Below are 14,359 nucleotides of genomic sequence, written 5' to 3' on the forward strand. Positions count from 1 at the left end.
GATGCCGGGCTTTTTTGTGAGCGGTGGTTAAGCCTTGGCTTCCTGCAACGGTGGCAGCTTCGCCAGCTTTAACGCCACCAGCAACGCGACGATCAACAGCGCGACGATAAACCCGCCAATTCCGTTCCACCCGGCGTAGTGCCAGAAGAAACCACCCGCCGTCCCCGCAATACTCGACCCGACGTAATAACTGAACAGGTACAGCGACGACGCCTGGCCCTTGGCTTTCAGTGCGCGGCGGCCGATCCAGCTGCTGGCCACCGAGTGGGCGCCGAAGAAGCCGAAGGTGAAGATCAGCATGCCGGGCACTACCAGCCACAGCGGGGTAAACAGGGTCAGGGCGATGCCGCCGAGCATCAGCACGATGGTTGCCCACAGTACGCGACGGCGGCCCAGGCGGTCGGCCAGGGAGCCGATTTTCGCCGAGCTGTAGATGCCTGAGAGGTACACCAGAGACAGCAGGCCTACCACGGCCTGGCTCAAATCGTACGGGTCAGCCAGCAAGCGGTAGCCGATGTAGTTGAACATCGTCACAAAGGCGCCCATCAGCACGAAGGCTTCGAGGAACAGCCACGGCAGGCCGGCGTCCTTGAAGTGCATCGTGAAGCCATCAAGCAAGCTGCGCGGGTTCAAGCGGCTTGAGCGAAAATTGCGCGACGGCGGCAGGATCTTCCAGAACACCGTGGCCGCGATCAGTGCCAGGGCGCCGATGATCAGCATCGCCGTGTGCCAGCTGACGAAGTCGATCAGCACGCCGATGATCAAGCGCCCGCTCATGCCACCGATGGCGTTACCGCCGATATACAGGCCCATGGCGAGGCCGATGTGTTGTGGGTGGATCTCTTCGCTCAGGTAGGTCATGGCCACCGCCGCCAGGCCGCTGAGGGACAGGCCCACCAGTGCGCGCATCAGCAGGATGCCTTCCCAGGTCGGCATCAGGCCGCTGGCGATGGTGGCCAGCGCGGCGCAGAACAGCGCGGCAACCATCACCGGCTTGCGCCCAAAGGTGTCGGAAATCGGCCCGGTGATCAGCAGGCCAATGGCGAGCATGCCGGTGGCTACCGAGAGGATCAGGCTGCTTTGTGCGGCATTGATGGAAAATTCGTGGGACAGCGCCGGCATCATCGGCTGTACGCAGTAGAGCAGGGCAAAGGTGGCGAAACCGCCGGAAAACAGCGCCAGCACCGTGCGCATGAACATCGGGGTGCCTTTTTCGATGTACTGCTCGTTGAGCTGTGCCACCACTTCATCGAGGGCAGTGGGCGGTACTTCTTGAGCAAGCGGAGCGACAGCAGATTTCACGCGGGACCTCGGGGAGGAAAGACTGCCAGGGCTGACAATGCAAAAAAGAATATAGCTCGCTAATGATTCTTTCCAATATATTGTTCGACCTGTTTAAGAGCTTCTACGACCTAATGAGGTTTTCATGGAATTGCGCCACCTGCGTTACTTCATCGCCGTTGCTGAAGAGCTGCACTTTGGCCGCGCCGCGCAGGTGCTGGGCATCTCCCAGCCGCCGCTGAGCCAGCAGATCCAGGCGCTGGAGCAGGAGATTGGGGCGCGGTTGTTCGAGCGTACCAATCGTCGGGTCGAGCTGAGCGAGGCGGGCCGATTGTTCCTGCAAGAGGCACGTCTGGTGCTGGCGCAGGTGGACAAAGCGGCGGACGTGGCGCGTCGGGCGCAGTTGGGTGAACTGGGGGAGTTGAAGATTGGCTTCACCTCTTCTGCGCCGTTCAACTCCAGCATCCCACAGGCAATCTTCGCCTTTCGCCAGGCATTCCCGGCGGTGCATCTGAATTTGCAGGAGATGAGCAGCACGGAAGTGGCCGAGTCGCTGGTGGATGAGTCGATCCAGGTGGGGTTGATGCGGCCGTTGCCGTTGCCCGATTCGCTGAGCGTCGTGGAACTGATGCGCGAGCCCTTGGTGGCCGTGCTGAACGCCGGGCATCCGTTGGTGGAGGGCAGTGAGCGTGGTTTGCACCTGGCGCAATTGGCTGAAGAACCGTTTGTGTTTTTCCCGCGGACTTATGGCAGCGGCTTGTACGCCCAACTGCTGAATCTTGCGCGTGATGCCGGCTTCAGCCCGCATTTTGCCCAGGAGGCCGGGGAGGCGATGACCATTATTGGCCTGGTTGCAGCGGGGTTGGGTGTCTCGGTGTTGCCGGCGTCGTATCAGCGGATCCGCATTGATGGCGTGGTGTATCGCACGTTGCTGGATCAGGAAGCGGTGACGGCAGTGTGGCTGGTGCAGCGCAAGGGCCAGCAGACGCCGATGGCCAAGGCGTTTGTCGAGCTGCTGACCCGTAAGGCATTGGTATGACCTGTGGCGAGGGAGCTTGCTCCCGCTGGGCTGCGCAGCAGCCCCAAAACCCGACGACCGAGTTTTACCAGACAACCCTCAATCGCAGGTTTTAGGGGCGCTTTGCGCCCCAACGGGAGCAAGCTCCCTCGCCACAGGGAAGCGGGTGTTTCAGTCCTGCTTCGACGTCCCGGTCTGCTGGAACAACTGCGCCGCCGACCCGGTGTCACTCACACCATTGGTGCGCAACGCCGCCAGAATATCTCGGTCCAGCATGCTCACCCAACGGTTGTAGTTGCGGTGGATCTTGCCGTCCTTGTAGCCCAGGTCGCGGCTGTCGCGGTAGGTGATGGCGTAGCGGGTGGCCGTGTAGCGGATGTCGATTTCAGCGTGGAATTTGTTGCGCACGTTGATCTCGGCCTGCACCAGTTGCGGGCTCAGGCGCTGCACGACCCATTCGCGTTTGTTCAGGGCTGCAACGATGGTCTGCTTCATTTTTTCTTCGTTGACCTGCGGGTTCGCCGGCAAGTCGTGCTGGGGGTTGAGCACCGGTTTGTTGGTGCAGCCAGCGGTGGTGAGCAGGGCCAAAGCGACCAGTGTTGCGCGTAGCAGGGAAGACATTCCATTTCTCCAGTCAGTAAAAAAACTTACACCCAGCGGCGGAAAATCAGCGAAGTATTGACGCCGCCAAAGGCAAAATTGTTGTTCATCACGTAGTCGTTGTGCAGCTCGCGGAACCCACCTTGCAGGTAGTCCAGCTCACCGCAGCGCGGGTCGACCGCGTCGAGGTTGAAGGTGTGCACGTATTGGTCGCGGTTCATCATTTCGATGCTGAACCACGACTCCAACGCGCCGCATGCGCCCAGGGTATGCCCGAGGAAACTCTTCTGCGAACTGATGGGCATGCGGCTGCCGAACAGGCTGCTGGTGGCCAGGGTTTCGGCAATGTCGCCCTGGTCGGTGGCGGTGCCGTGGCCGTTCACATAGCCGATGGCGTCGGGCGCAAGCCCCGCATCTTCCAGGGCCAACTCCATGGCGCGGCGCATGGTGGCCTGTTCCGGGCGAGTGGTGTGCTGGCCGTCGGCGTTGCTGCCGAAACCGACGATCTCCGCGTGGATGTGTGCGCCGCGGGCCAGTGCATGTTCCAGCTCTTCGAGCACCAGCATGCCACCGCCTTCACCGATCACCAGGCCATCGCGGCCACTGTCGTAGGGGCGCGGGCTGGTTTGCGGTGCATCGTTTTTCAGGCTGGTGGCGTACAAGGCATCGAAGACCATCGCTTCAGTGGGGCACAGCTCTTCCGCGCCACCCGCCAACATCAGCGGCAGGCGGCCGAACTTGATGGCCTCATAGGCGTAGCCGATGCCCTGGCTGCCGCTGGTGCACGCGCTGGACGTGGGGATCAGCCGGCCGGTGAGGCCAAAGAAGATGCTGATGTTCGCTGCCGTGGTGTGGGGCATCATCCGCACGTAGGAGTTGGCGTTCAGCCCCTCGGCCACGGAGTTCAGCAGCATGTTGCCGAAGGCCTTGATCTCGTCGGTGCTGCCGGTGGAAGAACCACAGGCCACGCCCATGCGCCCGTCCTTGATCGACTCGTCGCCCAGCAGGCCGGCATCTTTCAGCGCCTGTTCCGCCGCCCATACCGCCAGCCGGGACACTCGGCCCATGCTGCGCAATTGCTTGCGGGTCCAGTGGGCGGGCACCACGAAATCATCGATCGGCCCGGCCAGCCGCGTGTTCAGCTCGGTGAAGCGCTCCCACTCGTCCATGCGCCGAATGCCGCTGCGGTTGGCGCGAAAGTTGGCGGCAATGGTTGCCCAATCGCTGCCCAGGGACGTAACGCCGGCCATGCCGGTGACCACCACGCGTTTCATCAGCACAGGCCTCCATTCACGGCCAGCACTTGGCGGGTGATGTAGCCGGCTTCTGCCGACATCAGGAAATTCACCGCCCCGGCCACTTCTTCCGGGGTGCCCATACGCTGGGCGGGGATCATTTTCATCAGTTCTTCCACCGGTACGTTTTCATCCAGCATCGCGGTGTCGATCAGCCCGGGGGCCACGCAGTTGACGGTGATCTTGCGCTTGCCCAGCTCGATGGCCAGTGCCTTGGCGGCGCCGATCAAACCGGCTTTGGACGCGCTGTAGTTGACCTGGCCACGGTTGCCGATCAGCCCGGATACCGAGGTAATGCACACGATCCGCCCGGCGGCGCGACGACGAATCATCGGCATCATCACCGGGTGCAATACGTTGTAGAACCCGTCGAGGTTGGTACGCATCACCACGTCCCAATCGTCCTCCGAGAGCGCCGGGAACGCACCGTCGCGGGTCAGCCCGGCATTGAGCACCACGCCGTAATACGCGCCATGAGCTTCCACGTCGGCTTCAAGGATTTCTTTGCAACGGGCGCGATCCGCCACATCGAATTGCAACACCCGGGCCTTGCGCCCCAGGGCTTCGACTTCGACCTGCACCGCCTCCGCCTCGGCACGCCCGCTGCGGCAATGCAGTACGATGTCGTGCCCGGCCTGGGCCAGGCGCAACGCAATAGCGCGGCCGATGCCACGGCTGGAGCCGGTCACCAATACGGATTCAGTCATGGCGTGGTGTCCTTCGATTCATCTAAATAGTTGGCCGCCTGGGGCGGTCGAAATACGTTCAAGCGCGCGCTGGCCTGGATACCGTCGCCGGTGAGGTGGCATTCGAACACACCCATGCCGTTGTCGTCTTCCAGGGAGCGCAGGCCGTGGATGGTCAGCTCGGTGCCGGCGGGAAAGTGCTCGACGTTGCACTCGAATTTGCGCGTGCCCAGCAGGAAGCCCAACGCCACGGCTTCACCTTTCTGGCGCGCGCGGCAACCGGCGTAGGCCGCGACGCTTTGGGCCATCAACTCAACGCCGACCCACGCGGGCAGGCTGCCGTCGGCGCGGTTGAAAAGACCGCCGGGCTTGACCGTCAGGCGAGTCTGAATCTGTTCTTCATCAAAGCTCAGGACCTGATCGATCAGGATCATGTCACCGGCGTGGGGCAGCAGTTCGGCGAGCGGCCAATGGGTCATGGGGCGTCTCCGATAATCAGGCTGACGTTGTTGCCGCCGAAGGCAAACGAGTTGCTCATCAGGCAGCGTTTTTCCAGGGTGTCGCCGGGCAACGCCCACTTCAATACGGGCAGGTCGGGGTCGGCCTGGCCATCCCAGACATGGGGCGGCACTACGCCTTCCGCCAGGCTCAGCCAGCAGAACGCCGCTTCCAGCGCGCCGGCAGCGCCCAGGGTGTGGCCGGTCATGGGTTTGGTCGACGAGCAGGTTACGCCGTCCGGGAACAGGGCCGCGACCGCCAGGCTTTCCATGGCGTCATTGTGCGGCGTGGCGGTGCCGTGCAGGTTCAGGTAACCGATCTGCCCGGGTGTCAGTTTTGCGCTGGTCAGGGCCTTGCGCATCGCTTGCAACGCACCCTTGCCGGTGGGCTCGGGGGCGGAGATGTGGTGGGCATCGCAACTGGCGCCACTGCCCAGCAGTGCGACCGGCGCCGGGGTTTTGCTCATCAGGAACAGTACGGCAGCTTCGCCGATATTGATGCCGTTGCGGTTCGCCGAAAACGGATTGCAGCGCTGTGCCGACACCGCTTCCAGAGACGAAAAGCCATTGAGGGTCAGCTTGCACAACGTGTCGACGCCACCGCAAATCACCGCATCGCACACGCCCAGGTCCAACAGGCGCTGGGCACTCATCAGCGCCCGTGCGCTGGAGGTGCAGGCGGTGGAAATCACATAGGCCGGGCCGCTCAGTTGCAGCCAGTCGGCGAGGAAATTGGCCGGGGCGCCCAGCTCCTGCTGCTGGTAGTCATAGTCGCCGGGGAACTGGTTTTCCCTCAGGTAGTGGGCGATGCCACGACTGGCTTCATCAATGCCCGAGGTGCTGGTGCCGAGCACGATGCCGATACGGGACGCGCCGAACGTCTGGATCGCTTGCCGGATCTGGTCGTCAATCTGCAACGCCGCTTCCAGCAGCAGCTGATTATTACGGCTGTGATGGGATTCCAGCCCGGGCGGGATCGCCGCGAGTTCACCGTGTACGCCAGCCACCGGCACTACACGTTGCGCAACCCAGCCGCTTTCCGCGCGCATGCCGGAGCAGTCGCCGGCGAACAGGTTGCGGCTGACTTCGCGCTTGTCGCGGCCCAGGGCGCAGATCACGCCGAGGGCATTGAGGTAGGCGGTCATCGGGTGGCCTCAAGCGGCGAGATGCGGTAGGTCAACGGCTGCCCAATCACGTCCACGCGAAACACCAGGGAGGAGTGATAGGTGATCTTCCAGCGGGACGGCAGGGTGCGGATCAAGTCCATTTCCTGGGTGCCGGGGTACAGCCTGGAGACTTCATCCGCCGAGGTGAGGGCGAACAACAGCGCGGCAAACAATTCACGCGCCTGGGGATTGGGTGGCAGCAGACCATCAGCCTGCCAGGCGCCGTTGATCAACCTCTGCCGGGCCAGGGGAATGCCCAGCGGGTCCATCATCGACCAGCGAATCCCGCCGGCTTCGCGTTGCATCACCAGCAGCCAGTCCTGGCGTTGGCCATCCTGTTCGCGCTGCACATGCAGTTGCAACGGCAGGCTCAGCACCGGGGTTTTCGACGGCAACGGCGGCTGGCTGGCGCAAGCGCTCAGCAGTAACAGGCAGCCGATCAACAGCATTCTGATCATGTTTCAGCGCTCGTCAGCGGTTTACGGGCAACCACGTTGACCAGGGTTTCTTCGCGCTGGCCGGGCGGTTTTGGCTGGCGCAGGCCCCAGCGCTCCAGCAGGCCGAAATCGGTGGCGCGGCTCCACCACAGGTACGGGTACGAAACATTCTGCGGGCCGAACTCAAAGCCCTGCTCGCGAATCATCTCAAGGTACTCCTCGGCGCTTTTCTGCACATGCATCGGGTGACGGAACAGCCAGCGGATTACCCAGGTGTCGATATAGGCCTCGGTGGATTCGGCAAACAGCAGATAGCCGCCCGGCTTGAGTACGCGATAGAACTCTTTCAGGGCACGATGTTGTTCGACCAGGTGATGGAAAGTCTGGTGACAGAACAGCACGTCGACACTGGCGTCGGCCACGTTGAGGGTTGCGCAGTCGCTGCCGATCAACTCGATGGCGATGCCCTGGCGCGCGGCTTCGGCGCGGCTCAGGTCGAGGCTGTGTGGGTCGGCGTCGAGGCCGATCAGGCGCTCGGGGGCGAACACCTGCTGCAAGTACTGGAACGACTTGCCCTGGCCGCAGCCGGCGTCCAGCAGCACCGGGGCTACCGGCAGCGGGTCGCTGAACAGGCTGCGCAGGTCGTTGATTGCCACGCGCAGCACATGGTGCTGCCAGGTGTGGCTGCGCAGGAACCAGAAGCCGAATTTGGTTTCTTCGACGTAGTTCTTGCTGAGGTATTGGCTGCTCATCGTTTCTTCCTTGTCCCGGACGGGGCGGCCCACGGTGCCAGCATGAAGCTGAATGCCAGCCCCAGGCTCACCGATAGCCCAAAATTACTCACCGCCGGCGTGCTGGAAATGGCCAGCAGGCCGAACGATAGCCAAGTCGTCACGGCTGCCAACAGTGTGCCCAACAGGCTCACGGCGGTGCCGCCAATTTGTTCACGCATCAGAATCGCGTAGTCGACGCTGATGGCGGTTACCAACAGCAGGCCGAACAGGCTGAACAACGTCAGCGGCTGCCCCAGCCAACCCAGGCTGGCCAGGCTGCACAACGCGGCCAGCAACGGCAGGGCAACAATGCGCAAGGCGCCGCCGAAGCCAAACGGCAGGATCAGCAACAGTACGATCAACACGCACGACATCAACTTCAATTCGGCGGCGCTGATTTGCGTCGCGGCAAACACCTGGTTCAAGTCGCCCAGGCGGTCCACCAACTGCACGCCGGGCAGATCCAGGGCCTGTACCCGCAGCAAGGCCGGATTGTTCAACCCTTGCAGGCTCACCATCGCTGCCACGCCACCGTCGACATTCCCCAGCCACAGTGTGCGCCACGGCTCCGCCAGTGGGCCGACCAGCGCTGCGTCGATGTCTTCGGTGGGCAGTGACTGCAACTGGGCCAACTCGGCTTGCAGCGCGGCGGCCGGTACGCCGAGGTCCAGCAATGGCTGCCAGTACTGCGGCAGTTGGTTCAGGGCTTCACGCAGTTGCTGTTGCTCGGCCGGCGCGCTGACCAACTGGTTGAGCGCCAGGTAACCCTGGAGCTTGTCCATGTTCACTAACTGATCCAGGCGCTGACTCAGCGCGGCCTGGCGTTCCAGCAATTGCGGCTGGTTGTCCGCCCGCACCAGGAAGAACTGGCTGGTGGGCTGGAACCCGGTAATCCGCGCAACGGCCTGGGCTTCCTGCAGCAACTGCGGCGGGGCACCGATCCATTGGCGGATATCGTTTTTGCTGTTCAGGTGCCATAGGCCGCCTGCGCAAAACACCAATACCAGTACCAATAACACCGGACTGGGCAGGCGCTTGAGCAGCGACTCGCGCACGCTCAGCAGAAACTCGGCAATGCGCAGCGGCCATTGGGCCGGACGCAGTTCTACGCCCTTGAGCAAGGCCGGCAGCAGGCATACGGCGGACAGATAGGCGCCCACCAGGCCCGCCGCCGAGAACACCGCGATTTGCGTCAGCGCCGGGAACGGCGTCCACGCCAGGGCCAGGTAACCGATGCAACTGGTGGCCAGGCTCAGGCTCAAGCCCGGCAAGGTCAGGCGCAAGGCCGGCCAACTGCGCCAAGGGCTCATGCTCCAGCTCTTGGACAGGTAATGCAGCGGGTAATCCACCGCCACGCCGATCAGGCTCGAACCCAATACCAGCGTGATCACATGCATATGCCCGAACAGCGCCACACAGGCCACCGCACCGAACAACATGCCCACCAGCACCGGCACAAACGCCAGCAACACCCGCCAGCGGCGAAACGCCAACAGCAGCAATAGCAAGATGCCGACGGTCGCGCCGCCGCCGACCCAGGTGATTTCCCGCGTCGCCTGCTGCTGGCCGTTGGCCGCGTACAACAGGCCGCTGGCGGCGAGCAATTGCGCGCCTTGCGGGTCGGCCTGCTCGCGGCTGGCCTGGAGTAGCTCAGCCACTTGCAGCGGCAGTTTCATGTCGAAGGCATTACCTGTGGTGCGCGCCCGCAGCAGCACCCAGCTTTTGCCGTCGGCGTCGGCGATCAACGCGCCGCTGCCGATATCCAGCTGCACCGAACCGTGCTGCGGCTGGCTGTTCTGGATGCGCCCGGTGAGGCCCAGCCAATCGTCCTGGCTCGGCACCAGGCTGAAGCCGGTGAACGGGTCGAACAGCGCCTGCACCCGCTGCTGAATAAACGCCTGGGGCTCGTCGATCAGTTGCTCGCGGTCTTTGGCCGAGAGCATCGCGAGGCGGCCTTGCAGCAACTGCTGACGCAGGGCCGGCAGGTCGGCTTGCAGGTTCCACTGGACCTTTTCAAACAGCCCGCTGGCTTGCCAGCGTTCGCCCAATTGCGTCGCCATGGCCACGGCTTTTTGCCGATCGGCATGCCCCACCAGCACCAGTATTTCGCGGTTCAGAGGTTCCTGCATGCGTTGTTCGGCACGCAGCTCCAGCGCATCCGGCGCGGTGCCAGGCACCAGCTCCATCAGGTTCGCCGACAGCGGTGCGCCATGGCGCCATTGCCAGCCCGCCAGGGCCAACACGGCCACCAGCAGGATCAGGAACAGGCGCGGCAACCAGCGTTCACTCGGCAAAGTCGTGTTGCTCCGCGTCGCTCAAGGGTTGGCTGCTGGTGCTGTCCTGCATGCGCAGCACGGTGCTGTCGCCCTGGGTTTCCAGCAGCTCGATCTTCTGCACCAGTTCGCCGCCGTCGATATTGATTTGGGTGAACACCTGCTTGAGCAGCAGCGAGCGCGGGATCAGCGTGAGTTTCCACTGCTGGGCTTCGCCTTGCAGTTGCAACTCGAAGTCACGCTGCAAGCCGCTGCTGTCGCCCTGCAACACGGCGAGGAACAACCGGTTCTGCTCGGCGCCGGCGCTCTTGTTCGGCAGCAATTGCCAGCCGTTGGCGTCACGCCGGGCGATGCCGGTGGCGCTGATGCGGTAGTCCTGTTGCAGCGGGGTTTTCAGCCGCCAGAGCAAGCCGTGGTCCTTGGCCAGGACGAAGGTGCCCTTGCTGGTCAGCGGCTGCGGCAGGGCGCGCAGGTGTTTTTCCTGGATGAAGTTGCCGTGGATCACCGTTGGCTTTGCAAGCTGATCGCTGAGTTGGTGCAGGTCGAAAGCATGGGCCAGGCCTGGAATGCATAACAACAGGATCAGCGCGGTCCTTGTGGGAGCGAGCTTGCTCGCGAAGAACCTGAGGGCGCCGAGAAGTGTCAGGCGTCTCGCGTTATCGTTGACGACCATCGCGGGCAAGCCCGCTCCCACAGGGTTGTGTGTCATGACAGCGCCCTCTCGACTGCGTCGACAAATACTTTCGGCGAGGCTAACTGCATTTCGCGACTGGCAATTTCCACCGCCACTTGCACGGTGCTGGCGCGGGTCAGGCGTTCGCCCGTGGCCTTGTCGCTGATCAGGTAATTGACCTTCAAACGGTTCTCCCACTCCACCAGGCTGGCGCGCACGTTGAGGGTCTGGCCGAAGGTTGCGCCGCGCACATAGCGCAGCTGCATGTCGATCACCGGCCAGGCGTAGCCCGCTTCCAGCATCGCCGTGTAGTTGTGGCCGAGCTTGTCCAACAAGGCGCAGCGGGCGACTTCCAGGTACTTCACGTAGTGCCCGTGCCACACCACGTTCATGGTGTCGATATCGAAAAACGGCACGAGGATTTCAGTGTCGCAGTGCAACACGCCGGGGCTACGCATGCAGCCTCCAGTGTTGCTCGGCAATACGCTTGAGGCACAGGCGCAGTTCGCCTTCCAGGGCGCGGTCTTCGATGACCGGCGGGAAGTCCTTGGCCAGCTCGATGTGCATGGCGGCCAGTGCCGGGGGCAGCGGGCGCGCGTCTTCAGCCTGGGCCCGCAGCCAAACGCCCTGGTTGGCGGCGAGCAAGGTGGCGGCGGCGACTTGTTCGGTCAGTTCCAGCACGCGAATCGCATCGCGGGCAGCGATGGTGCCCATGCTCACCTTGTCCTGGTTGTGGCACTCGGTGGAGCGCGAGAACACGCTGGCCGGCATGGTGTTTTTCAGGGCTTCGGCGGTCCAGGCGCTGGTGCCGATCTGCACGGCCTTGAAGCCGTGGTTGATCATCGCCCGCTCGGCGGGCGCGCCCGACAAATTGCTCGGCAGCCCGTGGTTGTAACGCACGTCCACCAGGAGGGCGAGTTGGCGGTCCAGCAGGTCGGCGACGTTGGCCACCAGGGTCTTGAGGCTGTCCATGGCGAACGCGATGTGGCCGCCGTAGAAGTGGCCGCCGTGCAGCACGCGCTCCTCTTCAGCGTCGATGATCGGGTTGTCGTTGGCGCTGTTGAGTTCGATCTCGATGAACGAACGCAGCCAGTTCAGGCTGTCGGCCAACACGCCCAAGACGTGGGGCGCGCAGCGCAGCGAGTAACGGTCTTGCAGGCGATGCAGCGGTGCGGTCGGTGCGTCAATCGCCAGATCCTTGCGCAGCCAGGCGGCGACTTGCATCTGCCCCGGGTGCGGCTTGGCGGCAAACAGGCGCTCGTCGAAATGCTCCGGGTTGCCCTGCAGCGCCACCACGTTCAGCGCGGTGATGCGCGTGGCCAGTTGCAGCAGGTAGTCGGCGCGGGCGAAGGCCAGGCAGGCGAGGCCGGTCATCACGGCGGTGCCGTTCATCAGGGCCAGGGCTTCTTTCGGGCGCAATACCAGCGGGTCCCAACCCAGCTCGCGGTGCACGTCGGCGGCCTGGCGACGTTCGCCACGGAACAGCACTTCGCGCTCGCCGGACAAGGTCGCGGCCACGTAGGACAGCGGCGTCAAATCACCGCTGGCGCCCACTGAGCCTTCTTCCGGAATCAGCGGCAGCACGTCGAATTCCAGGAACGCGTGCAGGCGCTCCAGCAACTCCACGCGCACGCCAGAAACGCCGTGGCACAGTGACTGCAACCGCGCCGCCAGCACCGCGCGGGTGGCTTGTGCGTCCAGCAACTTGCCCAGGCCGCAGCCGTGGAAGGTGTAGAGGTGGCGAGGCAGCGCTTCGACATGCTCCAGCGGCACCGCCACCACGCACGAGTCGCCGTAGCCGGTGGTCACGCCGTAGATCACGCCTTCCTTGTCCAGCAATGAATCGAGGAACTGCGCGCCCTTGGCGATACGCTGGCGGTACTTGGCATCGGCTTGCAGTTGAGTCGGCGCCTGACGGTTGGCCAGGGCCAGCACGTCTTCGATGCGCAAAGGGAGTTCGCCGAAGGTTACCGGCTCAAGAGGCGTCGTCATCGGTCTTCCAGAAAGGGTAAAAGTTGAACCATTGTTGGGGCGCTTCCAGGCAGAACTGGCCCAGGCGCTCGGCGTAGCGGGCGGTCCATTGGGCGATCACCTGCTGGCGATCGCTGCGTTTCCATTCGATCAACTGGGCGAACGGCTCGATGATCAGGCGGTAGCGGCCTTGATGCTTCAAGCACATCAGCAGGTTGACCGGGCATTTCAGCAGGCCGGCCAGCAGCCACGGGCCTTGGGGGAAGGCAGCGTCATGGCCGAGAAAATCCACGCGTACCGTGCGCCCGCCATGCAGCGGCACCCGGTCGCCGGCAATCGCCAGCCACTCGCCGTCGTCGAGGCGCTGGCTGAGCATCATCATCACCGCCGGGTCGAGTTCGCTGACCTGGATCAGGCGCAAATGGGTGGCCCCGGCTTCGCCCAATATGCGGTTGAAGCGTTCGGCGTGCTTGGTGTGCACCAGCACGTTCATCGTGACCTTTTCGCCCAGCTCGGCGAGGGCGCGGCACACTTCAAGGTTGCCCAGGTGCGCGCCCACCAGCATCTGCCCGCGTTCGCTGCGCAGCTGGCTACGCAGTTGGGCCGAGTCGACGATTTCGATCTGCTCCAGGCGCAACTTGCCGTTCCATACGTCGAGCTTGTCCAGCAGGGCGTCGGCGAACGCCATGAACTGGCCGAAGACTCTTCGGTGGGTAGGGCGCAGGTCGTCGCGCTGGCTCCAGTCGGCCAGGCGCTGCTGGTACTGCCAGGCGCTTTGGCGGGCCGTGCGGCCGAACAGAAAGAAGTAGAAAACGATGCCGTAGAGCAGCGGGCTCAGCAGCCGGCGCCCGAGGACCTTGGCGGCGAAGGCGGTGAATTTCATCAGCCAGAAGCTGCCGCGTTCTTCGCGGTCGGCCCAGTGCCTGGTGTCCTGGGTCATGCCTGCCACCGACGCCAGAGGATCATCGGCGCGCGCACCAGCATGCCGAAGAACAGCCGGGTGTGCATCGAGGAAATCAGCGCGTTGTCGTGGAACAGGCGAAAGTGCGACAGGCCGTCGGCGGGGTAATGCACCTTGGTCGGCAGCCAGCGCATCGGCTGGTTGCGCCAGGCCAGGCGCACCAGGATGTCCGAGTCGAAATCCATGCGTTTGCCGATGTTGGCCGAGTCCATCAAGGCCAGGGTCGGTGGCAGCGGGTACACGCGAAAGCCGCACATGGAGTCACGGATTTGCAGCGACAAGGTATTGATCCACACCCACACGTGGGTCAGGTAGCGCGCGTAAAGGCGACCCTTGGGCACGCTGTCGTCGTATTCCGGGTAGCCGCAGATCACCGCATTCGGGTGGGCGCGGGAGGCGTCGAGGAAGGTGCCGACTTCCCGCAGGTCGTGCTGGCCATCGGCGTCCACTTGCAGGGCATGAGTGAAGCCCAGGCGCGCGGCTTCGCGAAAGCCGGCCATCACCGCGGCGCCCTTGCCCTGGTTGGTGGGCAGGGTCAGCAGGGATACGTTGTCGAGGGTTGCCAGTTGCGCCAGTACGGCGGCGCAGGCGGCGCTGCTGCCGTCGTCCACCAGCAGGCACGGCAGGCCGCTGTCCAGCACGGTACGGACCACGGCGGGCACAGCGGCTTCGTGGTTATAGACCGGGATCAAGGCGCAGGGGTTATGCATAACAGGTACCCCATTGGC

15 protein-coding genes are annotated in these 14,359 nt (G+C 63.7%); 1 reads left to right on the plus strand and 14 read right to left on the minus strand.

All coding sequences use genetic code 11. The features are described 5' to 3' along the window. Nucleotides 1–27 precede the first annotated feature (27 nt). A complete protein-coding gene (locus LIY45_RS06900) occupies nucleotides 28–1,302 on the minus strand; it encodes an MFS transporter (RefSeq protein WP_226475785.1) in 1,275 nt (424 codons plus the stop codon). A gap of 124 nt (nucleotides 1,303–1,426) precedes the next feature. Here LIY45_RS06900 and LIY45_RS06905 point away from each other — a divergent pair, with 124 nt between their 5' ends. Next, nucleotides 1,427–2,320 carry a LysR family transcriptional regulator gene (locus tag LIY45_RS06905; RefSeq protein WP_076015463.1) on the plus strand — a complete coding sequence of 298 codons (894 nt, stop codon included), beginning with the start codon at nucleotides 1,427–1,429 and terminating at the stop codon, nucleotides 2,318–2,320. Nucleotides 2,321–2,470: 150 nt separating this feature from the next. Here the strand turns inward: LIY45_RS06905 and LIY45_RS06910 are convergent, their stop codons facing one another. Genes LIY45_RS06910 through LIY45_RS06970 form a run of 13 tightly spaced genes read right to left on the minus strand, consistent with a single transcriptional unit; the run spans nucleotide 2,471 to nucleotide 14,341 of the window. Beyond that, nucleotides 2,471–2,920, minus strand: a complete 450-nt coding sequence (locus tag LIY45_RS06910; protein WP_226475786.1) for a hypothetical protein — start codon at nucleotides 2,918–2,920, stop codon at nucleotides 2,471–2,473. Nucleotides 2,921–2,946: 26 nt separating this feature from the next. Further along, nucleotides 2,947–4,173, minus strand: coding sequence for a beta-ketoacyl-ACP synthase (locus LIY45_RS06915; protein WP_226475787.1), 1,227 nt, complete (start codon nucleotides 4,171–4,173; stop codon nucleotides 2,947–2,949). Next, a complete protein-coding gene (fabG, locus tag LIY45_RS06920; RefSeq protein ID WP_017478254.1) occupies nucleotides 4,173–4,901 on the minus strand; it encodes a 3-oxoacyl-ACP reductase FabG in 729 nt (242 codons plus the stop codon). Before fabG ends, LIY45_RS06915 begins: the two co-directional genes overlap by 1 nt. Then, the gene (locus LIY45_RS06925; protein WP_226475788.1) at nucleotides 4,898–5,359 is read right to left on the minus strand and encodes a hotdog family protein; all 462 of its coding nucleotides are present in this window, start codon (nucleotides 5,357–5,359) and stop codon (nucleotides 4,898–4,900) included. Before LIY45_RS06925 ends, fabG begins: the two co-directional genes overlap by 4 nt. Further along, nucleotides 5,356–6,522 carry a beta-ketoacyl-[acyl-carrier-protein] synthase family protein gene (locus tag LIY45_RS06930; RefSeq protein WP_226475789.1) on the minus strand — a complete coding sequence of 389 codons (1,167 nt, stop codon included), beginning with the start codon at nucleotides 6,520–6,522 and terminating at the stop codon, nucleotides 5,356–5,358. The genes LIY45_RS06925 and LIY45_RS06930 overlap by 4 nt, the downstream gene beginning before the upstream one ends. Then, nucleotides 6,519–7,001 (minus strand): hypothetical protein, encoded by a 483-nt coding sequence (locus LIY45_RS06935; RefSeq protein ID WP_226475790.1) that lies wholly within the window; start codon nucleotides 6,999–7,001, stop codon nucleotides 6,519–6,521. Before LIY45_RS06935 ends, LIY45_RS06930 begins: the two co-directional genes overlap by 4 nt. Then, nucleotides 6,998–7,732, minus strand: coding sequence for a class I SAM-dependent methyltransferase (locus LIY45_RS06940; protein WP_226475791.1), 735 nt, complete (start codon nucleotides 7,730–7,732; stop codon nucleotides 6,998–7,000). The genes LIY45_RS06935 and LIY45_RS06940 overlap by 4 nt, the downstream gene beginning before the upstream one ends. Further along, nucleotides 7,729–10,047: an MMPL family transporter gene (locus LIY45_RS06945; protein WP_226475792.1), complete on the minus strand. Its 2,319-nt coding sequence runs from the start codon at nucleotides 10,045–10,047 to the stop codon at nucleotides 7,729–7,731. The genes LIY45_RS06940 and LIY45_RS06945 overlap by 4 nt, the downstream gene beginning before the upstream one ends. Continuing rightward, complete coding sequence (locus tag LIY45_RS06950; RefSeq protein ID WP_226475793.1) at nucleotides 10,037–10,735, minus strand: outer membrane lipoprotein carrier protein LolA; 699 nt, start codon at nucleotides 10,733–10,735, stop codon at nucleotides 10,037–10,039. Before LIY45_RS06950 ends, LIY45_RS06945 begins: the two co-directional genes overlap by 11 nt. Continuing rightward, nucleotides 10,732–11,157, minus strand: coding sequence for an acyl-CoA thioesterase (locus LIY45_RS06955; RefSeq protein WP_226475794.1), 426 nt, complete (start codon nucleotides 11,155–11,157; stop codon nucleotides 10,732–10,734). Before LIY45_RS06955 ends, LIY45_RS06950 begins: the two co-directional genes overlap by 4 nt. Then, nucleotides 11,150–12,691, minus strand: a complete 1,542-nt coding sequence (locus LIY45_RS06960) for an aromatic amino acid ammonia-lyase (RefSeq protein WP_226475795.1) — start codon at nucleotides 12,689–12,691, stop codon at nucleotides 11,150–11,152. The genes LIY45_RS06955 and LIY45_RS06960 overlap by 8 nt, the downstream gene beginning before the upstream one ends. Then, nucleotides 12,675–13,610: a glycosyl transferase gene (locus LIY45_RS06965; protein WP_226475796.1), complete on the minus strand. Its 936-nt coding sequence runs from the start codon at nucleotides 13,608–13,610 to the stop codon at nucleotides 12,675–12,677. Before LIY45_RS06965 ends, LIY45_RS06960 begins: the two co-directional genes overlap by 17 nt. Continuing rightward, entirely contained in the window at nucleotides 13,607–14,341 is a 735-nt protein-coding gene (locus LIY45_RS06970; protein ID WP_226475797.1) for a glycosyltransferase family 2 protein, read from the minus strand. The genes LIY45_RS06965 and LIY45_RS06970 overlap by 4 nt, the downstream gene beginning before the upstream one ends. Nucleotides 14,342–14,359: the final 18 nt, after the last annotated feature.

It is taken from the genome of Pseudomonas sp. MWU16-30323, from assembly GCF_020515595.1.
In the GTDB taxonomy this organism is placed as follows: Bacteria; Pseudomonadota; Gammaproteobacteria; order Pseudomonadales; family Pseudomonadaceae; genus Aquipseudomonas; species Aquipseudomonas yamanorum.